This is a genomic window from Blochmannia endosymbiont of Camponotus sp. (assembly GCF_023586365.1).
Classification (GTDB): Bacteria; Pseudomonadota; Gammaproteobacteria; order Enterobacterales; family Enterobacteriaceae; genus Blochmanniella.
In genome coordinates, this window is sequence record NZ_CP097759.1 from 540124 (window position 1) to 566685 (window position 26562).

At 31.1% G+C, this 26562-nt stretch carries 19 protein-coding genes, 2 tRNA genes and 1 pseudogene; 5 read left to right on the forward strand and 17 right to left on the reverse strand.

Annotated elements, in window-relative coordinates; translation table 11 throughout:
* Positions 1–15 precede the first annotated feature (15 nt).
* From rlmB to orn, 11 genes and pseudogenes are all read right to left on the reverse strand, one after another.
* Complete coding sequence (gene rlmB, locus M9407_RS02275; RefSeq protein ID WP_250236875.1) at positions 16–759, reverse strand: 23S rRNA (guanosine(2251)-2'-O)-methyltransferase RlmB; 744 nt, start codon at positions 757–759, stop codon at positions 16–18.
* A 227-nt stretch (positions 760–986) separates the two neighbouring features.
* A complete protein-coding gene (locus M9407_RS02280) occupies positions 987–2285 on the reverse strand; it encodes an adenylosuccinate synthase (protein ID WP_250236876.1) in 1299 nt (432 codons plus the stop codon).
* 146 nt (positions 2286–2431) lie between these two features.
* Positions 2432–3457, reverse strand: coding sequence for a protease modulator HflC (gene hflC, locus M9407_RS02285; protein ID WP_250236877.1), 1026 nt, complete (start codon positions 3455–3457; stop codon positions 2432–2434).
* Positions 3458–4753 (reverse strand): FtsH protease activity modulator HflK, encoded by a 1296-nt coding sequence (gene hflK / locus M9407_RS02290; RefSeq protein ID WP_250236878.1) that lies wholly within the window; start codon positions 4751–4753, stop codon positions 3458–3460.
* A gap of 57 nt (positions 4754–4810) precedes the next feature.
* Entirely contained in the window at positions 4811–6097 is a 1287-nt protein-coding gene (gene hflX, locus M9407_RS02295; protein ID WP_250236879.1) for a ribosome rescue GTPase HflX, read from the reverse strand.
* A 159-nt stretch (positions 6098–6256) separates the two neighbouring features.
* Positions 6257–6496, reverse strand: a pseudogene (hfq, locus tag M9407_RS02300) (RNA chaperone Hfq); the annotation flags it as partial.
* Positions 6497–6578: 82 nt separating this feature from the next.
* The gene (gene miaA, locus M9407_RS02305) at positions 6579–7499 is read right to left on the reverse strand and encodes a tRNA (adenosine(37)-N6)-dimethylallyltransferase MiaA (RefSeq protein ID WP_250236880.1); all 921 of its coding nucleotides are present in this window, start codon (positions 7497–7499) and stop codon (positions 6579–6581) included.
* Positions 7500–7760: 261 nt separating this feature from the next.
* Positions 7761–9032, reverse strand: coding sequence for an N-acetylmuramoyl-L-alanine amidase (locus M9407_RS02310; protein ID WP_250236881.1), 1272 nt, complete (start codon positions 9030–9032; stop codon positions 7761–7763).
* Positions 9029–9517 (reverse strand): tRNA (adenosine(37)-N6)-threonylcarbamoyltransferase complex ATPase subunit type 1 TsaE, encoded by a 489-nt coding sequence (gene tsaE, locus M9407_RS02315; RefSeq protein WP_250236882.1) that lies wholly within the window; start codon positions 9515–9517, stop codon positions 9029–9031. The genes M9407_RS02310 and tsaE overlap by 4 nt, the downstream gene beginning before the upstream one ends.
* A gap of 587 nt (positions 9518–10104) precedes the next feature.
* A tRNA-Gly gene (locus tag M9407_RS02320) sits at positions 10105–10180 on the reverse strand.
* Positions 10181–10335: 155 nt separating this feature from the next.
* Positions 10336–10875 (reverse strand): oligoribonuclease, encoded by a 540-nt coding sequence (gene orn / locus M9407_RS02325; RefSeq protein ID WP_250236883.1) that lies wholly within the window; start codon positions 10873–10875, stop codon positions 10336–10338.
* 712 nt (positions 10876–11587) lie between these two features.
* On the opposite strand from orn, the gene asd reads away from it, so the two are divergent.
* Both asd and mscM read left to right on the forward strand, forming a co-directional pair.
* Positions 11588–12478: an archaetidylserine decarboxylase gene (gene asd, locus M9407_RS02330; protein ID WP_250236884.1), complete on the forward strand. Its 891-nt coding sequence runs from the start codon at positions 11588–11590 to the stop codon at positions 12476–12478.
* A gap of 46 nt (positions 12479–12524) precedes the next feature.
* Positions 12525–15911, forward strand: a complete 3387-nt coding sequence (gene mscM, locus M9407_RS02335) for a miniconductance mechanosensitive channel MscM (RefSeq protein ID WP_250236885.1) — start codon at positions 12525–12527, stop codon at positions 15909–15911.
* 13 nt (positions 15912–15924) lie between these two features.
* Here mscM and efp read toward each other — a convergent pair whose 3' ends face one another.
* The 3 genes from efp to M9407_RS02350 form a co-directional block, all read right to left on the reverse strand.
* Positions 15925–16491: an elongation factor P gene (gene efp, locus M9407_RS02340; RefSeq protein WP_250236886.1), complete on the reverse strand. Its 567-nt coding sequence runs from the start codon at positions 16489–16491 to the stop codon at positions 15925–15927.
* A 126-nt stretch (positions 16492–16617) separates the two neighbouring features.
* Positions 16618–18255, reverse strand: a complete 1638-nt coding sequence (groL, locus tag M9407_RS02345) for a chaperonin GroEL (protein ID WP_011282623.1) — start codon at positions 18253–18255, stop codon at positions 16618–16620.
* Between the two features lie 49 nt (positions 18256–18304).
* Positions 18305–18598, reverse strand: a complete 294-nt coding sequence (locus tag M9407_RS02350) for a co-chaperone GroES (RefSeq protein WP_011282622.1) — start codon at positions 18596–18598, stop codon at positions 18305–18307.
* A gap of 413 nt (positions 18599–19011) precedes the next feature.
* On the opposite strand from M9407_RS02350, the gene cutA reads away from it, so the two are divergent.
* The 3 genes from cutA (at position 19012) to metC (ending at position 22096) form a co-directional block, all read left to right on the forward strand.
* Positions 19012–19329 carry a divalent-cation tolerance protein CutA gene (gene cutA, locus M9407_RS02355; RefSeq protein WP_284309672.1) on the forward strand — a complete coding sequence of 106 codons (318 nt, stop codon included), beginning with the start codon at positions 19012–19014 and terminating at the stop codon, positions 19327–19329.
* 363 nt (positions 19330–19692) lie between these two features.
* Positions 19693–19765: transfer RNA gene (locus tag M9407_RS02360), tRNA-Phe, on the forward strand.
* A 1137-nt stretch (positions 19766–20902) separates the two neighbouring features.
* Positions 20903–22096, forward strand: a complete 1194-nt coding sequence (metC, locus tag M9407_RS02365; RefSeq protein ID WP_250236888.1) for a cystathionine beta-lyase — start codon at positions 20903–20905, stop codon at positions 22094–22096.
* A 158-nt stretch (positions 22097–22254) separates the two neighbouring features.
* On the opposite strand, the gene M9407_RS02370 is transcribed toward metC, so the two are convergent.
* The 3 genes from M9407_RS02370 to hldE form a co-directional block, all read right to left on the reverse strand.
* A complete protein-coding gene (locus M9407_RS02370; RefSeq protein ID WP_250236889.1) occupies positions 22255–23013 on the reverse strand; it encodes a 1-acylglycerol-3-phosphate O-acyltransferase in 759 nt (252 codons plus the stop codon).
* Positions 23014–23348: 335 nt separating this feature from the next.
* Positions 23349–23993: a 3,4-dihydroxy-2-butanone-4-phosphate synthase gene (gene ribB, locus M9407_RS02375; protein WP_250236890.1), complete on the reverse strand. Its 645-nt coding sequence runs from the start codon at positions 23991–23993 to the stop codon at positions 23349–23351.
* 844 nt (positions 23994–24837) lie between these two features.
* Entirely contained in the window at positions 24838–26271 is a 1434-nt protein-coding gene (gene hldE / locus M9407_RS02380; RefSeq protein ID WP_250236891.1) for a bifunctional D-glycero-beta-D-manno-heptose-7-phosphate kinase/D-glycero-beta-D-manno-heptose 1-phosphate adenylyltransferase HldE, read from the reverse strand.
* Positions 26272–26562: the final 291 nt, after the last annotated feature.

Consider the following 26562-nt stretch of genomic DNA (forward strand, 5'->3'; position numbering starts at 1 on the left):
TAATATCAATCCTCATTATTTATATTGACCACGTTGTCTTAATGTTTCAAACAAACATATTCCTGTGGCTACTGAGACATTCAGTGATGTCGCAGCCCCTAACATTGGAATAGTAACTAGTTCATCGCATTTTTTCTGAGTCAGATAACGAATACCATTCCCCTCAGAACCCATTACGAAGGCTAACGGTCTAATTAATTTGCTGTTAAAAATTAGACGTTGTGATTCTATTACAGTACCAATAATCCAGATATTATATTTTTTCAGTAATTGTAACGTCCTAACTAAATTAGTTACTTGCATAAAAGGTATATTATCTACAGATCCACTAGCCACTTTTCTAACTGTTCCATTTAAACATGCTGAACGATTACGGGGGGCGATGACTATATGTGCACCAGCTGCATCTGCAGATCTCAAACATGCACCCAAATTATGTGGATCAGTCACTCCATCTAATATCACTAATAACGGTGTAGTTTTACATTGCATTAAAAAATTCGGTAAATCATTTTCTTTCATACAATCATTTGGAACTATTTTAGCAACAATACCTTGATGCAACGCATCTTGCACTTGAATATCTAACTGTCGGCGACTGCATTCTCGAATGCTAATTCGACGTTGTTTTATTTGATCGATTAACGATTTCAAACGCAAATCTTTAGATTTCTGCATAACACATACAGACAAAATTCGATGTGAATAATTATCTAAAACCGACTTTATTGCATGTATACCGTATACTAATTCGCTCATTTCATTTATTAAAATAATTACTTCAACACACAGTATTGCAGTAAATTTTTCAAGTATCTCCTATACTCTTATCATGAGAATCATCAATTTAATATAATTAAGATGATTTATTAAATATTTTATTTATCATAACCGTATTTCTAATTATATTAGAAATACGGTTTAATATTTATTAACCACGCAAATAATCTTCTATTCAAAATAAGACATCACTTTCTTCGTATTAATCACAAATCAAACGGATTACGTAATATTATTATTGCGGACCGATCTGAACCGGTAGAAATAATATGTATAGGAACTCCAATAAGTTCTTCTATGCGTTTTACATAAAACTGTGACTCCTTAGGAAGCTGATGGAATGCCGTGATACCTGCGGTGCTTGTCATCCACCCGGGTAATGTTTCGTATATGGGTACACAATTTTCCAGTTCTTCTAAAGAACATGGAAAATTGTGTATTACTTGTCCATTTTTCTTGCGATATGCAATACAAATTTTTAGCTCTTTTAAGCCATCCAAAACATCAAGCTTTGTTAAACAACACGAAAAAAAAGAATTAATTTTTACAGAATACCGTACTGATACCGCGTCGAACCAACCAGTACGACGACGACGTCCAGTGGTAGAACCAAATTCATTCCCATGCATACATAACCAATTACTTATATCGTTTGACAATTCTGTAGGAAAAGGACCAAAGCCAACACGAGTAGAATACGCCTTTACAATACCTAAAACATAATCAATATAATTAAGGCCAACTCCTGCGCCAACACTCACACTCCCAGCAACAGTATGAGTGGAAGTAACATAAGGATATGTTCCATGATCGATATCTAATAAACTACCCTGCGCTCCCTCAAATATAACTGAATTACCCCGTTTTGTGGCATCATCTAATAACTCAGGCACATCCACAACCATATCTATCAGTATGGCGGATATCGACAACACTTCATCTAAAACAATCTGATAATTAATAGGCTGTGTTTTATAATAATGAACTAATTGAAAATTATAATAATCTACCACATCTTTCAATTTATTTTGAAAATTTTTTAGATTATATAAATCGCTGACTCGTAAAGCACGGCGCGCAACTTTATCCTCATATGCTGGCCCAATCCCGCACCCCGTGGTACCAATGACTTTAGAAAGATGATTATTTTCTCTAGCCAAATCCAATGCTACATGATAAGGTAGTAGCATAGGACAAGATGCAGAAATAAATATGCGTTTGCATGTTGACACGCCTAATTTCAGTAACATTTTCATTTCTTTTATTAAAGAACCCGGCGATAATACGACGCCGTTAGCAATAACAGCAGTAACATGATTATGCAAAATTCCAGAAGGAATTAAATGTAAAGTTATTGTTTTCTGGTTTACTGAAATAGTATGGCCAGCATTGTGCCCTCCTTGATAACGTACTACATATTGAGCTCGGGAAGTTAACCAATCAACTACTTTTCCTTTACCTTCATCGCCCCATTGAGCTCCTAATACAACAATACTTCTAGCCATTTCTTAAAACACCTATTAATTCAGATTAACTATTTTGATGATAAAATTAAATTATAATTTCTATTACATATACCATAACTCTATATATCAAACATAACGAATAATAACTATCCAAGAATATGCAAACACCCTTCTTAATTACATAATTAATTATTAACCCCGATAGTACTTTTTGGTGATTTCATAAAACGTAAAAAATCAGTTTCTGCGCTTAACACCATAAGATCGTTATTGTTTTTCTTAAAACTATTTTCATATGCACGCAAGGTACGTACTAAAGCATAAAATGACGGATCTTCATTAAAAGTAGTAGCATATAGTTTAGCAGTTTCTGCGTCAGCTTCACCCCGAACGATTAACGACTGACGTTTAGCCTCAGCTAGAGTACGTGTTACTTCATAATCTGCTGTAGCACGTAATTTTTCCGCTTCTTCTCGTCCCTGGGATCTATGGCGTCTAGCGACAGCATCGCGTTCTGCACGCATACGTTGATAAATTGCATCAGACACTTCTGTTGGCAAATTAATTTGCTTGATTCGCACATCCACTATCTCAATACCCAATGCAGCCATACTATTTGGATTAACCAAATCAGAAACACGATATTGTTCTGGCATTGACGAATCATAATTTTTCAAATGCAAATTCAACTTTTTAAAGTTATTAAAATAAAATTCTGACACTTCCTCTCCTGAAGTGCCATTATTTAACGATGCCCGTACATCAGTCATTAATTTATTTCGAGAATCTGTCACAATGCCTTGAACATTCAATCTCCCTAATTCTGAACGTAAGCGATCGGAAAATTTTCGTTTTATCAGTACTTCCGCTTGGGAAATATCACCCCCTCCTGTTGCTAAATAATATCGACTCAAATCACTAATACGCCATTTTATATAAGAATCAATAATCAGATCCTTTTTTTCCATAGTAACAAAGCGATCTGCTTGATTGTCCATAGTCTGAATACGCGAATCTAAAATTTTTATTGTCTCAATAAATGGAATTTTAATATGCAATCCAGGATTATAAATTAATGGATTGTTATCTGCATCACGTAATACTTTGCCAAAACGCAATATAATACCCTTATGCCCCTCTTCTATTGTAAATAAAGAAAAAAATAACACTATTATTACACATATAACAAATGAAAAAAAATTTCGTATCATCTACGACTCTCTCCCTTTGCGCACAATATCAACACGTTGTATATTAGCCTGTCTTTGATCTAATGCTTTTTCCTCAGGTATAACATTTGTATGACGAGACAGATGGTTACTCTTTGATATTAACTGCGCATTATTCATATTAGCATCACTAGTAGCACATATTTTATTTAAGTTCAAAGCATCATCAGTATTATCAATACTATCAGAATATGCAATGTCATTGTTATCTTTAATCTGTTTTAATTGACCCGAAGATAGTAATAGTACATTCTGGGTATCTTTTGAATTTACAAATATTTTTCTAGTATTGCTTAACACGCGCTCCATAGAATTAATATATAATCGCTCACGAGTAATTTCAGGAGCTGCTTTATATTCTGGCAAAATTTTAGTAAATCTTTGTACTTCACCTTGCGCTTCCAAAATAGTGCGTGCTTTATATGCACGCCCTTCCTCTAAAATACGTTGCGCGTGTCCATTGGCGCGTGGTTGCACTTCATTAGCATAAGCTTCAGCTTCACGAATATATTGTTGTTCATTTTCTCGGGCAGCAATAGCATCATCAAATGCTGCTTTTACTTCTTCTGGGGGACGAGCTGTTTGAAAATTTACATCTAATAAAGTAATACCCATATTATAAGGATATATCGTTTTCTCTAACACCTTTCGAGTATCACTGCGTACCACCGTGCGTCCTTCTGTTAAAATACGATCCATATTATATTTTCCAATAACCCCGCGCAAAGCGCTATCAGTAGCTTGACGCAAGCTATCGTCAGCATCAATAACGTTAAATAAATAGTTTTTTGGATCAGTGACGCGGTACTGTACATTCATCTCTACTCGGACTACATTTTCATCTGAAGTTAACATCATACCAGAAGCTGCTAATTCACGTACTGATTCTACATTTACTGGAATTACAACATCAAAAAAAGTAGGCTTCCAATTTAAACCTGGTTGTACTAAATGATGATATTTTCCAAATCTTAAAACTACCCCGCGTTCTGCTTCTTTAATCGTGTACAAACCACTAATAATCCACGTAAAAACAACAATAATTAACATTAACATTATAAAAAAATTTTTATTTTTAGGAAATTTTTCAGAATCTTGATTGCGTTTGTTAAATATATTTAATTTATCAGTTATTTTATCTAAATATTTATCTGCATCTAATATATTAAATTCAGATTTATTCTTGTCTTCAATAGAAGAACGATCTACATCATTCTTATCATGATGTCCCCATGGATCATGAATATATTTATAGTTATTAAGATGATTACAAATCATATTTTTCCTCACACATTATATGAGCGATATATATATTCCCTTTTTATTTTAAAAATATTAAACAATATAATTTATCAATAATTTATTATTTTTTAATAAACGACCCCAACTTACAGAAGATAAATATATTTTTAACCTAATATAATTATCATCTTCAACCCAATATTGTTTAACAACCTGTAGCTTATATAACTTCTCACATAAACCGTTACTTATAGGCATTCTTAATTCATAAGAAATCATATAATTTGACAACAATTCATTAATAGCTTGCACCAATAAAGAAAGACCTACATTGTTTTGAGCTGATATCCAGACCCGTATTGGACAGCCATGATTATCTCGATCAATACGTGGCGCTATTTCTTTCAATTGATCTATCTTGTTCATCACCAAAATCCTTGGAACATTATGAACACTCAAATTACTCAAAATACAATGTACCGTGTTAATATTTTGTTCAAATTTTTCATCAGCAACGTCTACAACATGTAATAATAGAGTTGCTTGTACTGTCTCTTGCAAAGTCGCCTTAAAAGAAGATATTAAACCACGCGGTAAATTTTGAATAAAACCTACCGTATCTGTTAATATAATATCATGAGCACCTTTGTATACAATACGTCTACTTGTAGGATCAAGAGTGGCAAAAAGTTTCGATGATGTATACGCATGTGATGCGGTCATTGTGTTAAATAAAGTAGATTTTCCAGCATTTGTATATCCTACTAAAGAAACAGTAGGCACTCCGATTCTAACACGATGTCGTCTACCCTGTTCCCGTTGGTTTTCTATTTTTTTTAGACGCAATAAAATCTGGGTCATCTCCTTACGTAATAAACGGCGATCACTTTCTAATTGCATCTCTCCTGATCCCCCTCGCAAACCAATACCTCCTTTTTGACGCTCCAGATGACTCCATTCATGTACTAAACGAGAATTTAAATGCCTCAGTTGAGCTAATTTCACTTGCAACTTACCTTCGTACGTACGTGCACGTTGCGCAAAAATATTGAGAATCAGTTGATTTCTATCAATTATCTTGCATTTCAACAAACACATAAGATTCCGTTCTTGATGAGGAGATAAAATACAATTGAACAACACAATAGATACGGAATTATTTCTAATCATTCGCTCAAGTTCTAATGTTTTTCCGATCCCGATAAAATATTTAGAGTTACAAGTCTTACAATTACTAGTAAGAATATCCAATATCTCCATGCCTGCCGTAGATGCCAAAGATAAAAATTCCTGTAAATTAAAATTTTCATTTTGGTTTTTTTTGGCAAAAAAAGTATGAACTAAAATAGATTGATTATTCAAATAACCTGAATCACACAATAAAAGTTACTCCACAAATAAGTTATACACATATAATCACATATAATGAAGTTATCAAACGTTTTATAGTATACCATACTTAATAGTATTCGATACTACTACATTTAGTACATAATTATACTTAAAAAATTAAAAAGTCTCTGAAATAAACGATCAGAATGTAGTGTGATTGCCAGCACGACTAACATAGTATGAAACAACACGGGAAGGGACAATAGTAGATATAGCATGCTTATAAATCATTTGATTCACTGTATTTCTTAACAAAATCACAAATTTATCAAAAGACTCAATTTCTCCTTGCAATTTAATACCGTTTACCAAATAAATAAAAACCGGAACGCGCTCACGACGTAATACGTTCAAAAATGGATCTTGTAATGATTGAACTTTGTGCATTTTCAATTTCCTTAAAAATTAATTTTATATTATTCTAAACGGTCTAAATAAAGCAGATGATTTCAAATTTAATTTTTTAATTTTATATATTAGATGAATTTTTAATTAATATCTTCGATATACTATCAGTCGCCTCAGATAAATTATCACTATTTAACCAACACAAATTCGGCCATCTACGTAACCAGGTTAATTGTCGTTTCGCAAGTTGCCGAGTAGCATAAATTCCTTTAATTATCATCTGATTATAGTTAATATCGCCAGATAAATATTCCCACATTTGACGATAACCTACGCAAGAAATGGATGATTTTACTGCTTTGGTATGCAAATCAGATCGATTAAATAATCTAATAACTTCATCTTCAAACCCGATATCTAACATTCTATGGAAACGTTTCTCAATTCGTTTATATAACAAATCACGACTTGATGGAACAATAGCAAATTGTTGAAATCGATATTTCAGTTTTTGACTATTAATTAGTTTTAATTCTGTCCATGTTTTACCAGAAATAAAAAAAATTTCTAATGCTCGGATTATTCTCTTATGATCATTTAAATGAATTTTGTTGGCCGAAATCGGATCAATATGTTTTAATAAATCGTGTATATTTATCCATCCCGTTCTTTTTGCTTCATATTCCAGATCATCACGAATTTTTTGATTAGTTGCTGGTAAAATAAACAACCCCTCTAGCAGAGTTTTAAAGTATAACATCGTTCCACCCACCAACAAAGGTGTATGTTCAGATTGTATAATATTTTCCATTTCATTATCTGCATCACGATAAAAATCTGCCACTGAATAACATTCAACTGGATCACGAATATCTATCAATTTATGCGGGGCTAGTTTTAATTCTTCAGCAACAGGCTTAGCTGTCCCGATATTCATATCACGATATATCAAAGCCGAATCAACACTGATAATATCTATTTTTTCTTTTCTTTTTTTTAAAGCTATAGCTAAACTTGTTTTCCCGGCAGCCGTAGGACCCATTAAAAATATAACTAACGGTTGATGTTTAATAAAATTCTCCCTTAATTTACATAAAATCAAAAATATTATTACCTGAAATCATTTTTACAATTTATCAAAAAATTCAATTATTTCAAGATACATGTTAACTCTTATATATATACGTATGTGCATAAGTATCAATAAATATTTCTTAAAAATACTGAATGTATGATAATTTATTTAATATAATAATTGTTGATTTTTTTGTTTATTAATTTACAGTAAATACATTTTTTGAGATCATGAATGATCTAATAATTTTTGTTGTGACATCATGAAATAAGAGCATAAGCCTTTGTACAAAGCATTAGCTATTTTTTCTTGATATCCGTTATTAACCAACAGAAATTCTTCTTTTACATTGCTAATAAATCCAGTTTCTACTAAAATAGATGGAATATCAGGAGATCGTAATATACCAAAACTAGAATATTCAGGTATATCCTTATGTAAAGGAGTAATATTTTTTAATTGATGTAAAACATGTGCTGCAATATCATACCCTGCTCTTTGAGCGTAACCAAATTGTAAATCTAAAACTAAATGATTAAAATACGGATCACTATGATAGCTGGTTAATATATCTCCCAATCCTCCCAATAACTCTGCGTGTTTCTCACTGCGTTGTAGCCAATGTATCATTTCACTTTTAGCGCGACGATTAGATAATACCCAAACTGATGCCCCTCTAACATTAGTGTTTAAAGCAGAATCTGCATGAATAGACACTAATACATTTGCTGCTCTTTTTCGAGCCAAATTAGAGCGTTCCATGACCGATAGAAAATAGTCTCCATCACGAATCATAACAGCTTTAAAACTCGGATCTAAATCCAATAATGTTTTTAGTTTTTTAGCTATGTTAATCGTAATATTTTTTTCATATATTCCATGGCGACCTGTAGCTCCTGGATCCTGCCCTCCATGTCCAGCATCGATAGCTACAATAATAGGAGATAATGTCTTATTGTGGTTCTGATTTTTTCTAAATTGCGTATCTATTATTCTCTCTTGATTATTTATTACTTGACCTGAATTAACATGAATTTTACGGTGTATAATGGGGGATATTTTGCGAGTATTTACATCAGAGACGGTAAACATTTTTTTTTTCAAAATTGTTAATACAATACGATAATGTTCTTTTATTTGTTTTTGTGCTACCGTTCCTATGTTGGAAGGAGAAGTTAAATCTAATACTATACGTATACTTTGGTGATTAAGAGATGTATTTGTTCGAATACGTTTAACTAAATTAGTGCCATTAAAATTTATTGGAAATATATTTTTTTGAACTTTAGATGTTTTTAAAAGATCTATTACAATTCTTTCCGGGTTATGCAAGGAAAATACCATATACATGGGAACAACAGCGCTATCTAATGTTACTATAGCTTGATTTGTATTATTGGTAACAGAGATTGAACTAAGAGTTGATGCTATAACTGGGTCAACACATAAATATTTTGAAAATATTGTCATTACGAAAATTATTTCGTATTTTAACTTCATGTTTCTAACTTCCAACATGCTAACAAAGTATCTAACATTTTGTTACCTAAACTACTAAAAGATTCTATAATGACTTTCCTAGATTCTTTACGATCATGATAATTTATCGTTACTGAAATATCTTCTTTTGGTAAAATTCCCATTCCTTGTTTTGGCCACTCTATTAAGCATACAGTGTAGCCATCAAAATAATCTCTAATCCCCATGTACTCTAGTTCTTCTGAAGAAGTTAACCGATAAAAATCAAAATGACATACACGCCAATGCGTCAAAATATAAGATTCAATTAAAGTGTAAGTAGGACTATGTATATGGCCATTATGTCCTAATGCATTTAAAAATCCCTTACAAAAAACAGATTTTCCTGATCCTATATAACCATTTAAATAAATCACACAACCTTGAACACAAACAGAAGCCAAAGTAGCACCTAATGACAGGGTTTTTAATTCATCAGATAATACCAATACACATTTCTTCATCATTAATATAAATTTAAGATCTTATACGCTAAAGTATTATTATAAGTAAAATAATATAAAAAATATTAACATAATCACTCATCATTCAATTAATTTTTTGTAGATACATAACAATATATATATAAAACTCATATAACAAATATAAAATTATAAACAACACTAATCACATCGCTCTACGCTAAAGAAAATTTTTTCGTTAAAATTAAAAAATAATAATCTATGCGCACTTAAAATTAATTTGTATTACTACAAACTACCCCAGCAAATAATTTACTCTTTATATCAATGTTAGGAGTTGATATAGAAAATAAGAGTAAATCAATCTCAAATCAAATGTATTCAAAAAAAATAATCGTATACTATTTATACTTATAAAAGCGAAAATAATTTTGTCGTATTCGCTATCCATTAATTTGTCAAACTCATTGCCATATCAATAAATATACATGCTCAATTTATTTTTAAACGACAAACAATTTTTAATTTATATATAATTGCCGCGCTAAAATATATTAATATTACACTTATTTTAAACTGTATTTAGAATGAGTATACAATGGTAATTAATGATATAAAATTAAATACTAAAATGGAGCGGGAAACGAGATTTGAACTCGCGACCCCAACCTTGGCAAGGTTGTGCTCTCCCAGCTGAGCTATTCCCGCTTACTTTAAATGAAAAATTAAAAACATAGCTACTTATTCAATGAATCTACATCATATATTTGACAACAATTACAAACTACATCAACTAACTAATTTAGTTAATTGATTTTTCTTGCGCTTTCAAATAATATCTAAATTATGAATTTTATGGCGCTTTATAATTGTATAAAATGCTCGCGATAATACATTAATTCTGAAACAGATTCGCGAATATCATCTAATGCGCAATGGGTTTTCTGTAATCGTAATCCAGATATCAAATCTGGTCTCCAGCGCATCATTAATTCTTTAATCGTACTCACATCTAAATAACGATGATTAAAATATGATTCTAATTCTGGCATATATCGGAGTAAAAATAGACGATCCTGAGCTATACTATTTCCGCATATCGGTGACTTTTTAAAATCGACCCAATTTATTAAAAATTTTATTGTCAAATTAGATGCGCTAATCTCATCCAATGCACTACATCTCACCTTTTCTATCAAACCAGTAGCGCTATGAACACGCATGTTCCAGTCGTCCATTAATAATAGCTGAGATTCAGATTGATGTATCGGTATAACAGGACCTTCTGATAAAATATTCAATTTACTATCGGTAACTAAAGTAGCCACTTCCAAAATACGATCCCGTTCTGGATTTAATCCAGTCATCTCTAAATCAATCCATATCAAATTATCATCACGCATATAACCCCGCTTATGCCTATATACCGAAAATCTTTACTTCAATAAGTGAATTACTACAGTACCGAATCATTTTATTCATATTACTCACACTATTCTTATTCTATATTAAATATTCATAAAACACATCAAATACTGTTTGTATATAACTCTAATAGATATCAGTCTACAATTTCATAATTTCAGATTGATACTAACATATTCTGTAAACACACATCAAATATAAAAAAAATAAATCATCGCATTATTTAAATAAAATTACAGATTTATTATTTACAAATTTCATTTTTACAATATTTCAGAAATAATAAAATTGATTACTAACAAATCACAAACAATTTCAGCTATAAATTTGAATAATGCTACAAGTATGAATAATTATTTTCGATCTCAAATTTAAAATAAATTTATGATCTATAAAGATTTCTCACAACTACATTTATAAAATCTATAACCTCATATATTCCTAAAAAATCAACAAAAACCATATAATTAATAATCACTATAACTGTATCGATGTTTATCGATAATACAATTAACTATATTTCTACAGTGAAACTGTAACAACTTTTACAACTTTTGAGCGATTAATAACATATTATATGTTATACTGGTCTTTGAAAGAAATATGAATTTCCAACGAAACTACAGCGAAATACATAATCTAATCACTATCTCATAATTACGAATTAATCATCCAAATTGGGTATACATTATGTTAGAAAAAATACAGATTTTATTGCAATATTTACTACCAAAGTACTGGATTACTTATTTGGTAGGACTTGGAGCCTCATGGAAAGGTGGATGGATAACACGTTATGCTATTCTTCTGTTTATTCATATTTATAAAATAGATATGAAAGAATCCGATAAACCTAATTTAACCGATTATACAACATTTAATGCATTTTTTACTCGAAAACTACATAAGAATGCTCGACCTATCGATAGCAATCCATCTACGTTAATTATCCCGGCTGATGGGATCATCACTCAAATAGGGAAAATAAGCCAAACAAATATCTTTCAGGCAAAAAATGCCCCTTATAATTTGGATGGGTTACTAGCAGGTCATGACAATATCATTGACTATTTTATTAATGGAAGTTTCGTTATTATTTATATACCCCCTCAAAACTGCCATCGCATCTACATGCCTTGTACCGGAACACTCCGTGAAGTGCTATATATACCCGGTAATTTATTTTCAGTACATCCAAAAATTACTAAAAATATGCCTAATATATTTTCTCGTAATGAAAGAGTCATCTGTTTATTTGAAACAGATTTTGGCTATATGGCTCAAATTTTAATTGGCGCTATAATAGTAGGGAGTATTGAAACTACATGGTTAGGCACAATTACCCCGCCACGCGAAGGTGTTGTTAGACATTGGCGTTACTCACCAAATAATACAAATACCGATGATTCAATAATATTACAAAAAGGGCATGAAATGGGTTTATTTAAATTAGGATCTACTGTTATCAATTTGTTCGGGGACAAAAAAGTTATCTTAAACAATCTACTACAACCGTATGATATTGCTCGTATTGGAATGCCTTTAGCACAAGGATATAGTCAAAAAAATAATCATACGTAATTTACATTATATATTTTTCAGAATCATGCAATAATATTGTGTCTATATGATTACTATTCAAAAGAAAATTATATTTTTTAAATATTTTTTTTTATTGACATACATAATAACATGGTTACTTCCATCAGTAACATTTTCTTATAACTTTTCAGATGAACAAGAAATAAAGAAATATTTACAATATGCACAGAAAAAAGAGCATATAAATGCTCATCAAAAAGCCATTATAGATGATTTACAATCTGCGTTGCATTTTATTTTTGAACGAAAATGTTCTAATATTAAAATTCAAGAATACCAAAACATCATAAACGACTTTTCATACATAACTCTTCAATTATATGAAGAGTATAATAATACATCTAATATCATCATTAATATCGATAAAAATCTTTCTGAAAATGAGCTAAAGCAAAAATTATTTCACATTGATCATCAATTAACAGATTTGTCGGAACAATTACAACGAGAACATGATCATGTACGTTCTATTAATGAATCATTGATATTGTTACCGCAACAACAAATTATAGCTAAAAATATATTAGATAATTTAGAACAACGACAAATATTATATACAAATGCAAATACTTTAATAGAACAAGCTAAATTTGCTGTATTACAATCAGAGCAAGCAGCTAGACAATTAAAAGTGGCCGAACTTAAGCTTTCTGAACTAAGCATCAATAATCGTAAAGAATTATCCCGGCTACGCATAGAATTGATTAAAAAAAAATACAATTATATAAACAATGAAGCACGTATACTAAGACACCAGTTAAATTGTTTATATCAAAAAGAAAAAAACCAATCCATTGATTATACCAAAAAAACACTATCAGAACATAGTAACACATTACCAAAATCCATCGAAAAACAATTACAAGTCAATCGTGACCTATTAATTATTTTAAATCAACAAACGCACCGCATGAACAACATCGAGTCGAAAAAGCAAGAAGTTGCATCATGTATATTACAAGTACGCCAGACCTTCAACAACTTAATTGAACAAGCACAATGGGTAGATACATCTTCAGTTCTTAAAGAAACGCTGCGTTCTCAAGTCTCTAAGTTACCAGAAACACCTAAATCTCGACAACTAGATCATGATATGGCTCAACTAAGAAATAAACGTCTACAATATGAAAATCAATTGAATAAAATAATACCACTATCATCGCAAATTAAACAAGACGACGGCACACCGCTAACAACTCCTCACAAACATATTTTGGAGACGCAACTCACCATACAACGTAACCTTATCACTGCATTATTAAATAGTTTTGATGCACAAATCTTAGAATTAACAAAATTAAAAGCTGCTCATAGACAGCTTAAAGAAGCGCTACAAGATGTACAAAAAGCTACACATCGCCATTTATTTTGGATTGCTGATTTTCATCCAATTACTATATCTTATCCTGTAAACGTTTATCAAGATTTGTACAAACTATTAACTTTAGATGAATTTAATTACCAAATAATATCTTCGTTAAATAGGATCTTTACTACTCGAAAAACACTGATACTAATAATATCATGTATTATAATATCAGCTGGATTGTATTGTGCTATACATCATCATTATCAAGTATTTTTAGAGCAATCCAGTAAAAAAATAGGAAAAGTAAATCAAGATACTTTCTTACTCACTTTCTATAATATATGGTACTCAATGTTGATAGCTTTACCAATCCCGATATTATGGGCAGTCGTAGGGTATAGTTTAAATCATGATTGGTTGTATCCTATTTCTGTTGCAATTAATGACGGAATTAAAGTTACAACTTTTATACTATGGGCATCCATAGTAGGAGCTTATTTCTCGTCCTCAAAAGGATTATTTATTGCTCATTTTGGTTGGTCTAAAAAAAGAGTTCAACAAGTTTTTTCGCATCATTATACCTGGGCTGTTGGAACAATTGTTTTTTTAATAATGATGCTAACTATATTTAATAATTATAACGACAGAGAGTTTTCCAATACTTTAGGTCGTTTATGTTTTATTCTATTATGCATTTATTTAACTTTTATTACCAATAACCTAAAACGTTCTGGATTGCCTTTATATTTAAACAAACATGATTCTTCCGACAATATCATTAATCATGGTTTATGGAATATAATAATATGCGCACCAGTAATAGCAGCAATCTCTTGCATGTTAGGCTATTTGTTTATCGCCCAAGAATTATTAGCACGACTGGAAACATCGTTATTCATTTGGATTATATCGTTAATCGTATACCATATAATTCGTAGGTGGACATCGATCCAACGGCGTCGTATTGCTTTTGAACGCGCCAAACAAAAACGAACTCTACAATTAACTCTAAGAATGCACAATGAATCTAATTCTACTCAACTACTACAAACTAACAAATTGGTATCTAATGATGAAAAAACTAGTAAGATTTTAGATTTAGATACCATTAGCACACAATCATTGCAATTGATACGATCTATTATTACTATTATTGCCCTATTATTAATGACTTTATTATGGTCTGAACTACATTCTTCATTTTCTTTTTTAGAAAACATTACATTATGGGATGTGACCTCTACTATAAAGGGGGTAGATAACATTCAACCTATAACATTAAATTCATTTCTTATTGCTGTTCTAGTAATTGTTATTACCAAAAAAACAGTGAAAAATTTACCAGCATTTTTAGAACTTACCGTTTTACAACATTTAGACCTCACACCAGGCACAGGATATGCTATTACCACGCTAATTAAGTATATATTGATGTTCCTTGGTGGAATAATAGGATGTTCTTTGATAGGCATAGAGTGGACTAAAATACAATGGTTAATAGCAGCATTGGGTGTTGGGTTAGGTTTTGGATTACAAGAAATATTTGCTAATCTCATATCTGGTTTAATGATACTTTTTGAAAAACCAATTCGTATTGGTGACACCGTAACTATTAACAAACTTACCGGTAATATTACTCGCATTAACACTCGTGCAACTATCATTACTGATTGGAATCATAAAGAAATCATTATTCCAAATAAAGAATTTATTACAAAACAATTCATTAATTGGTCCCTATCGGATACATTAACACGAGTAGTACTACGCGTACCTGCTCCTTTGGAAACAGATATGAAAAAAATAGTAAAAGTTTTATTACAAATAGCAAAAAATTCTTCTTTTTCCTTACACACCCCGCCTCCAGAAGTATATTTAGTAGATTTACAACAAGGATTACCTATCTTTGAAATACGAATACATATATCAGATATAAAACTGCGTATGCCTTTATGCCATCAAATGCATATGTTAATTATAGAATATTATCAAAATAATGGAATAAAATTACCATACATACCTTCCTATCTTTTTAATAATCAACTATCTATTAATAATTTTGATTCTAACTACCCGAATACAAATTATTACACAATAACATAAGTATTATTATGTTTTACTTTGCTCGGGATATATATATGCCTAAACGAGTATTAATTTTAATTAATTCCCCCAATTGAATAAAAAATGGAACTTTAACTACAGCGCCAGTGCTGACGGTAGCTAATTTAACGCCAGCCGAGCCAGCGCTATTCTTTTTTATTGGAGTAATTTTTATAATTTTTAACTCTACATAATCAGGAGGAGTTACAAGAATTGGTACTTTATTCCATAGAGTTACTATGTAATGTAATTGAGTTGTAATCCATTTTACGTTCGATCCTATTATTTTTGCAGCAACTGCGATTTCCTCAAAATTCCTTTCATCCATGAAATACCAAAATTCATTATTATGATACACATAAACCAACCTAACCTCCATGATATTAGCTGATTCTAAAAAATCTCCAGACTTGAAAGTCTTCTCTAGGATTTTACCAGAAATTATTTGTCTAAACCTCACACGACTAAAAGCTTGCCCTTTTCCAGGTTTTATGGATTCGCTACTAATGATAACACACGGTTCTTTATTTTGAATGATCTTAAGTCCAGTTTTAAATTCATTAATGCTGTACAATACCATAAAAATTATTCTGAATAAAATCTATAAAAATTAATTAACATTTTACGATAATCACTGAAACAAACAACCCTAATCTAGTTAGATTAGGGTTGTTTGTTTCAGTGATTATCGTAAAATTGATCTCAACTACATCATACCTCCCATATTTCCGCCAGCTCCTGCATTTCCTAAGTCTGGTTTATCTTCTTTAGGTAACTCAGTAACCATACATTCAGTAGTAATCATTAAACCTGCAATAGATGCTGCATATTGTAAAGCAGAACGAGTAACTTTAGTGGGGTCTAAAATTCCTAACTCGATCATATTACCATACTTTTCAGTAGCGGCATTATAACCAGTATTACCTTCTCCCGATCTGACATTATTAGCGATTACTGATGGTTCTTCTCCAGCATTCGCCATAATTTGACGCAAAGGGGCTTCCATTGCACGACGAGCGACCTTAATACCAACATTTTGATCCTCATTATCACCACATAGATTTCTGATGGCGTTAGCTACACGAATTAAAGCAACACCACCACCCGCAACGACACCTTCTTCAACAGCGGCGCGAGTTGCATGTAACGCATCTTCTACGCGCGCTTTCTTTTCTTTCATTTCTACTTCAGTAGCTGCTCCAACTTTAATTACTGCAACTCCACCCGCTAATTTAGCAACACGTTCTTGCAGCTTCTCACGATCATAATCAGAAGTAGCTTCATCACGTTGTTGATTAATTTGTGCTACACGACTATTTATAGCAGACTTATTACCTACTCCGTCAATAATAGTAGTAGCATCTTTGGTGATAACTACGCGCTTAGCTTGCCCCATATCTTCTAATGTTGCCTTTTCCAATTCCAATCCAATTTCTTCAGAAATCACGGTTCCCGCAGTCAACACAGCTATATCTTGTAACATAGCTTTACGTCGATCACCAAAACCTGGTGCCTTTACAGCAGTTACTTTTACTATACCACGCATATTATTTACCACTAAAGTCGCCAAAGCTTCGCCCTCTACATCTTCAGCAATAATAAGCAACGGTTTTCCTGCTTTTGCAACAGATTCTAGTATAGGTAACATTTCTCTAATATTAGAAATCTTTTTGTCTGCTAATAAAATGAAAGGATGCTCTAACTCCACAGTACCGCTTTCAGGTTTATTAACAAAATAAGGAGAAAGATAACCGCGATCAAATTGCATGCCTTCAACTACATCTAACTCATCCTGTAAACCCGATCCTTCTTCTACAGTGATAACTCCCTCTTTCCCCACCTTATCCATTGCTTGAGCAATAAGTTTACCAACAGTTTCATCAGAATTTGCAGAAATAGTACCCACTTGAGCAATAGCCTTAGGATCTGAACAAGGCACAGATAGTTTTTTCAATTCTTCTACTGCTGCAACTACTGCCTTATCGATTCCACGTTTTAAATCCATTGGGTTCATTCCAGCAGCTACAGCTTTTAGTCCTTCATTAACTATAGATTGAGCTAACACGGTAGCAGTAGTAGTTCCATCACCTGCAGAATCATTTGCTTTAGAAGCAACCTCCTTCACCATTTGAGCGCCCATATTTTCAAATTTGTCTTCTAACTCAATTTCTCGTGCCACAGATACTCCATCTTTAGTTATAACCGGCGCCCCGAAGGATTTATCTAATACCACATTTCTACCTTTAGGGCCAAGAGTAACTTTCACTGCGTCAGCCAACACGTTTACTCCGCGCAGCATTTTGACACGCGCATCATTACCAAATTTCACATCTTTAGCTGCCATTTCATTTTCCTTAAAAATTTCAAAGTTCAATTAATAAGTTAGTCGCGAATTATTTCTCAACGATAGCAAGGATATCGCTTTCTGACATAATCAATACTTCTTCATTATCAATTTTCTCCACTTTCACACCATACCCGTCATTGAAAATTACGGTATCACCAATACGTACATCTAAAGCTTTTACCCCCCCGTTTTCCAAAACGCGGCCATGACCAACAGCCAATACTTCTCCACGAGTAGATTTTCCTGCTGCCGATCCAGTCAGTACAATGCCTCCCGCAGACTTCGATTCAACCTCTTTACGTTTAACAATTACACGATCATGCAATGGACGAATTTTCATTTAATGCTCCCTAATTATGTTATCTAATTATTCGCATCCTACATTAATAAATTCTGACATTGAACATCAAATGCAAATTTTATTAATACTCATCACTTCAGGACAATACTTAAAATGGGGGCATTCAAGATTGCTTCAAGGGGGAATGCGAAAATTTTTATATATGTACATGTTCACGCCTTCATAAGTACATCTTCTTATAATCAATAAAAATTAATATTTATTTACTTAGTACTTCACACACAATCATTATCTAGTATAATGAATCAACGATTCATACAAAACATCATGCCATTATTAACATGAATATACAATTAAAAATAATCGGTAAGACATTTCTTTTATGTTGTTTAAAAATTTTTTCCATAGCAATGTAATTGACAGATACCTAATCGAATTATTTACAGAGAAAAATGATAATAATTTTATGCACCACACCTAACGATATGTCCATTGTTTTGAATTTAACAAAAGCTTTATTACATCATAAATTAGCGGCATGCATAACTTTATTATGCGAAGTTCGCTCGTTTTATTATTGGGACAACACCTTGAAAGATCAGGATGAATTACAATTATTAATCAAGACACGCAGTTCCTTAAAAGGAGCGGTGTTAAACACAATTAAACAATTACACCCCTATAAAGTTCCAGAATTTCTAGTGCTCCCCATTATAGATGGGGAGCCAAATTATTTATCATGGATGCAATCTGTATTACGGAAACACTAATGTTCTATAAATACAAAAAACAGAACAATCATTGATAATGCAACCCCAATAATTATAATCGCCACTTATGTAGTATATAAGATAAACTTTATTTTTAAAATTTAATTATAATCATAATATTTAAAAATTAGAAAAAGCAAATCCCATCTTATATTAAGGTTACGCAAATCTTCCTGATTGAATGAATAACATATAAATACTTTCTTCCAATGAAGATCTTATCTGAAACCATTTTCTATTTAAAAGTACTTTTAAATAGAAAATGGTTTCATCGACAAATAAAATATATTGACGAATTCAAAAGAATAAAGATAATACAATTAGATTTCTTTTGTATACATGTGTAACAAACACAACTAATAAGCCCGGATAGCTCAGTTGGTAGAGCAGAGGACTGAAGATCCTCGTGTCCTTGGTTCAATTCCAAGTCCGGGCACATCTTAAAGACCCCATCCAGTTGATTTGACGTTTCAATAAACTAATAATTATTTTTGCTGCATATCTACAAAATTTTCCATAGAGTTATAAACAACTCCAGGCATCTTCTATTGCTTATCGCAATATACTTCCATAGCAGAAAAATCAATAATCAACATTTAAATATTAAAAATAACACATCAACAACATAATTTTCAATGATACTCGACAATAATTAAGTAACACATTAACATTAACATCCTAAATTTCATTAAAGACAACTAATATCATTTAAACATAGAAATAATTGTTGTAATTAATTTAAAAAATATTATTTTCACAAATAAAATTTGATCTTTATAAGTATTCAAGTAAAATCATTTCATTTTTTCCATACAGCCCAATCGTTTATTATCACAACAAACCGATCGTATTAACTTTATCATTGAAAACATAGTAACCTATTGTTGTTAACCAATACTTACTGGTCTAGTCTATTAAATCCCGTACATCGTGTGACTATATATATAATGGTTTTGATCCCAATAACACTCATAATAACTTTCACTACTTACAAAACCTAAAACATAGCCAATGCCCATTAAATTTAATGTATATTAAAAGACTATAATAAATAAAATTGGTGTAACAACGATCTAAGTGAATTTAGACATGATATATAATGTATTTTATAACATTTAACAACCGCTGATGTTTAAATAAATAATTTTATTAAAAGATAACTTTTCTAGAATACAAAAATTATACTTCATTCTGTATTATTTTAAAATATTTTTAATTTTTTTTAGAAAAAATTACCATACATCTAGTTGATACTAGATGTATGGTAATTAAATAATTTCAAAAAAACACCCATGCATATCATATATTCGAACATCTTCAGGCATAAACCTCTATCTATAAATTATTATTATAAAATTAAAAATTAAAATTAACATATGCTTGTAAGGCACTAAATACTAGACATCGTCATATGGATTTATTAAAATTAGTAAAATATGAAGTTTTCATTATATTCAATTTTGATGCAACAAAATCCATATGAACATATGGAAATAACACCAAGAAAAATATAACATTTATTACATAACATAATCGAATAAACTTAGTTTTCATTATTAGTTCATTCAATACAATGATCATGAAAAAATTTGAAACTACATTAATCACTTCTGGAAGAGATCAGAAATATACATACGGCGCAATTAATCCTATTATCCAACGCACATCTTCAGTAGTATTCAATTCAATTCAACAAAAACAGCAAGCTGTTAACAATCATAATACAACTGATAAATTATTCTATGGTCGATATGGAACTATTACCCATTTTTCCCTACGCCAATCAATGACTGAATTAGAAAATGGTGTTGGTTGTGTACTATATCCATGCGGAACAGCAGCAATTACTCATACGATCCTGTCTTTTGTCCAACCAGGAGACCATATATTAATAACAGGATCTGCATATGAACCAACTCAAAAATTCTGTCGATATGTTTTAAAAAGAATGAATATAGACACTACCTTCTTTGATCCATTAATTGGAAATGATATTTCTAATTTAATTCAACATAACACCCGTTTAGTGATATTAGAATCACCAGGGTCAATAACGATGGAGGTACAAAATGTTCCTAGTATCGTTAAATCAGTACGTAAAAAAAAATCAGATATCATCATATTATTAGATAATACTTGGTCAGCAGGAGTTTTTTTTAAAGCATTAGATATAGGAGTAGATGTCTCTCTACAATCAGGTACTAAATATATCATAGGCCATTCTGATGGCATGATAGGAACTGCGGTTTCTAATGCACGTTGTTGGGATCAATTACGAGAACAATCTTATTTAATGGGGCAAATGGTTGATGCTGACACCGCTTACATGGCATCACGTGGATTACGCACTTTATATATTAGATTAAAACAACATGAAGAGAATGGACTGCATGTTGCTCATTGGTTAGCTCAACATCCAGCAATAGAACGAGTAAATCATCCCGCTTTAGCTACATGCAAAGGACATAAACATTTTATAAGAGATTTTAGTGGATCTAGCGGATTATTTTCATTTATTTTAAAGAAACGTTTAAATGATTTACAATTATCCAATTTTATTGATCATTTTAAATACTTTAAAATTGCATATTCCTGGGGTGGATTTGAATCTTTAATTTTAGTTAATCAAGTAGAAGAACTACGCTCTATACGTCCCTCGGGTACATTAGATTTTACAGGAACATTAGTTCGAGTTCATGTGGGATTAGAACACCCTAGTGATCTAATTCGTGATTTATCAGATGCTCTTAACCGCATAAATACATAATGACATAAACAACTTGAACATTTAAAAATATTTTTATCTTTATATATTAACTAAAAAGCATCTAATTAATAATATTGATACACATACCTGTAATTTTTACATATTCAAATTAACAAACGATAAAACTCGTATTCACTCCAATACAGTTAAAAACTATTTCATACACGTGTTTTTAATGATCGAGATATCTGTGTTTCGTATGCAATTACTTCTTTATTTAATGAATCAATTTTTACTTTCATAACTTCATAACAATATTTAGTCATGTCACGTACTTTGTTAGGTTCATATTTTTGAGTTGCTATAGGAGGCATAACTTCAATAATCACTAAACCATTAGACCAACGATTTAATTTTATTTTTTTATTAGAAATATTAGAAACACAAACAGGTACAATTGGTATTTGAGCTGTAATTGCAGCATAAAACGCACCAATTTTAAATGGTAACAATCCCCTTCCGGCGCTACGTGTGCCTTCTGGGAACACCCAAATAGAAATATCGTGCGTTTTAACAGATTTAGCTTTTTGTATCAAAATATTATGAGACCGAGTATTTTGACGGCGATTAATTAATATATTTCCGCATAACCAATACAGTTGCCCAAACAATGGAATCCACAGTAAATTTTTTTTACCTACCATTATCGTACGTGGCTTCACAACACAAGATACTGTGATCATATCGTAATTATTTTGATGATTAGCAATATATATACAATTCCTCGGTAATTGATTACTTGACAAATTTCGTATTTTAAGTTGAATCCCAAAAATAGGAGCCATACTGCCGAATAATCGACTAAAAAGAGCAGTATTATACGACTGACGCGGTCTTAATAAACAATAAATAATACCAAATATACAAATATTAATTGATAATATCAAGGCTAAAATAACACGTATAATGGCAAGCATATTTTCTCCTGGAGTATATCGCTAGGAACCTATTATCAAAAAAAATTATATAATCATTGTATTCGTGTTTAATCAGACAAGATCATTTCTTATAGTTAATATTTTCAGAACAATTATTGAATTATAATAGTTGCAGTCAAAAACACTATCCTGATTAGGATACATGAATTTTATTCATATAAAATATTGCCATGTAAATATGCTATTGGATACGTTCAAAAACCACATCATGAAATACAAGCATCATTGATGAGTATTTAATACATAATTCTTTATGCAATAAATATATTTAAAATATTCTTAAAACTTTATTACTTAATAGACAATGATTTTCGTTAAGTCATATGAATACGATAAGTTATCAAATCTGAAATAGTTAAAACTGGCATTCTATGCCTACGTGCAAACGCAATTATTTCTAATATACGCGCCATACTTCCATCTTCATTTGTTACTTCACACAATACCCCAAATGGTCCTAATCCAGCTAATGAAGTTAAATCAATAGCTGCTTCTGTATGACCAAAACGAGCTAATACTCCTCCATTTTGAGCACGTAAGGGAAATACATGCCCAGGACGATTTAAGTCAGAAGGCTTTGCGCTATCTTCTATAGAAGCTCTAATAGTAGTTAGTCGATCCGCAGCCGAAACCCCAGTAGTTACACCTTTTGCTGCTTCTATAGTAACAGTAAAAGCAGTTCTATAACGATTACTATTATTCTCTACCATCATTGTTAAATTTAATTGTTTACATCGATCCTCTGTAAGGCATAAACAAACTATTCCACTACCATAACGAATAGCTAATGCCATTTGTTCAACTGTCATATTTTCCGCAGCAAATATCATATCACCTTCATTCTCACGATTTTCATCATCCATTACTAAAATACCCCGACCATTTCGTAACGCTTTTAACGCATTTTGGACACGCTCTATAGGCGATCCAAATTCAGATAAAACACTCCTCCGGCGCATGATAATTAAATCCTCACTAAATTACCATAATTGATTGCAATAAAAATGCGATCAAACTGCAAACAAAAGTACAATTTAAATAAAACGAATATATATATATATATATATATATTGATTAAAATCTATATCCCCATCCCTCATTTAGACTATCGCTACTAGCATTCAAATTATATCAAATCATCTTTATAAAATCGTACTGATAATGCCGTCAAATTGCATATTTTTATGATCAAATACAATTTGTGTGCACTAAACCATCTTTACTCTGCATGCATCAACACTATATATACAAAACATGACGCACCGAATTTATATCAATAAATCAAAATTTATATCAAAACACTATTTATTATGAGTAATACTACATAAATTAAAAAATAATTAATAACATTGATATATTAATCTTGAAAATCAAAAAATTTAATGTCATTCATATAAATTTATTCCGAACATTATTCAAATATTACATATAATTTTAAATAGAAACATCTTGAAATTATTATGACATTAGACGAGTAAATAGGAATTATGAAGAATCAAAATAATTTTATGTCACTACATAATGTATGCGCAAACCACAATAAAAACAAAATAATTATAAAAATTTTAAAATATTACAAACCAATATAAACACAAATTGAAACCATCAGTCACATTAATCTATTTTAACTATATTGTCATAAATAGAATAATTATATCGATTCCATATCATATCAATATATCTACGTCTTACTTTTGTCCGGGTATTATCGCGCTCATACGCGCATCTCGTGACTTAAATATTTGCTGTATTTTAATGTCATACTAAAAATATATTTTTATAATAAATTACCTTACGTGTTTTTCAATTTTTACGTTTAATAGCACTAATAATATTGCTGCTAGAACAACCAGTTTGAAAATTTAACACACGCACTGTCCCTCCGTTATTCAGCACTACTTGGCTTCCCTCGATATCACATACATGATAATCACCACCTTTTACCAAAAAATCTGGAGACAAGTATGCAACTAATCTTGAGGGTGTATCCTCATAAAAAGGCACTACCCAATCTACGACTGATAAGGCAGCTACTATAAACATCCGTTGTTCTAAAGTATTTATAGGTCTTGTTTTACCTTTTAAACGTCTCGTTGAGCCATCGCTGTTTACGGCCACAATTAATCTATCCCCAAGTTTTTTAGCATTAGTCAAATAACTTACATGACCAGAATGCAATATATCGAAGACACCATTAGTCATGACTATTTTTTCGCCTCTATTACGAACTACAGATATTGTCTGTTTTAACGTCTTCTCATCTAATATACCGACAGGCAAAGTAGTACATATATGACTATTCATGATATTTTTCATTTCAGTTACATTGCTAGTAGAAGTCCCAGATTTTTTTATTACCGCACTGGCGGCCAAATTAGCTAAAAAACACGCTTTTTCCAAACTTTTACCAGAAGACAATGCTGCTGACAGCACACCAACTACTGTATCCCCAGCACCAGTTACATTATATACTTCCTTTGTCTGAGTTGAAAAATATAAAGGGGATGCATATCGTGTGCATAAAGTCATACCCCTTTCAGAGCGTGTAATCAATAAAGCTGATAAATTGTAATCAATTATAATTTCTTGAGCTCTATTTATCAAAATTTTTTCATTACGACAAGATCCTACTATCGATTCAAATTCTGATATATTAGGAGTTAATAAAGTCGCGCCTTTATAACGAGCAAATTGTATACCTTTAGGGTCTACGATAACCGGTACATTCATATAGCGTGCCAATTTAATAATTTCTTCTATGCAGTTTAAAGACCCCTTGGCATAATCAGACAATACTAATACCTTATATTTTGGTAAATACAATTCAACTTGATCAAGTAATTTCGTAGTATCAACATTATTAAAATATTGTTCAAAATCTAATCTAATGAGTTGTTGATCACGTGACATTACTCGTAATTTAATTATAGTAGGGCATGTTCTAACTGAAATAAAATTCCATTTTATATTTGATTCGTCAAGTTGCTTTTTTAAAATTTTAGCTGCTTCATCAACTCCAGTTAATCCTAATAATCTTGATTGAGCGCCTAAAGAAGCGATATTCATTGCAACATTAGCAGCTCCACCTGGTCGATCTATAATTTTACTGATCTTAACAACTGGAACAGGTGCTTCTGGGGAAATCTTATCGGTAGAACCATACCAATAACGGTCTAACATAACGTCCCCTACAATTAATACACTCGATTTGGAAAAATTTGGAAAAGTAACAGTCATAATTTACCTAATAAACATCTTGAACAAATAAAAGTATAGTTAATTATATATTATAATTATAACCATAATAAATTATTTGATAAGTAATCAAAATTAATAATACAAACAACTCTAGTACATTTATAATACTGCTTGAAATACAACTTAATTTATATTTTCAAAAAATTAAAAATAATATTTTGTATTAGACTACAGCCCATATTCATGCTTTATGTGTAAAATTATCTGCACCATATATAACTTTATGTATCTTAATTAATTGACTTGATTCATTACTATCAAAATAATTGT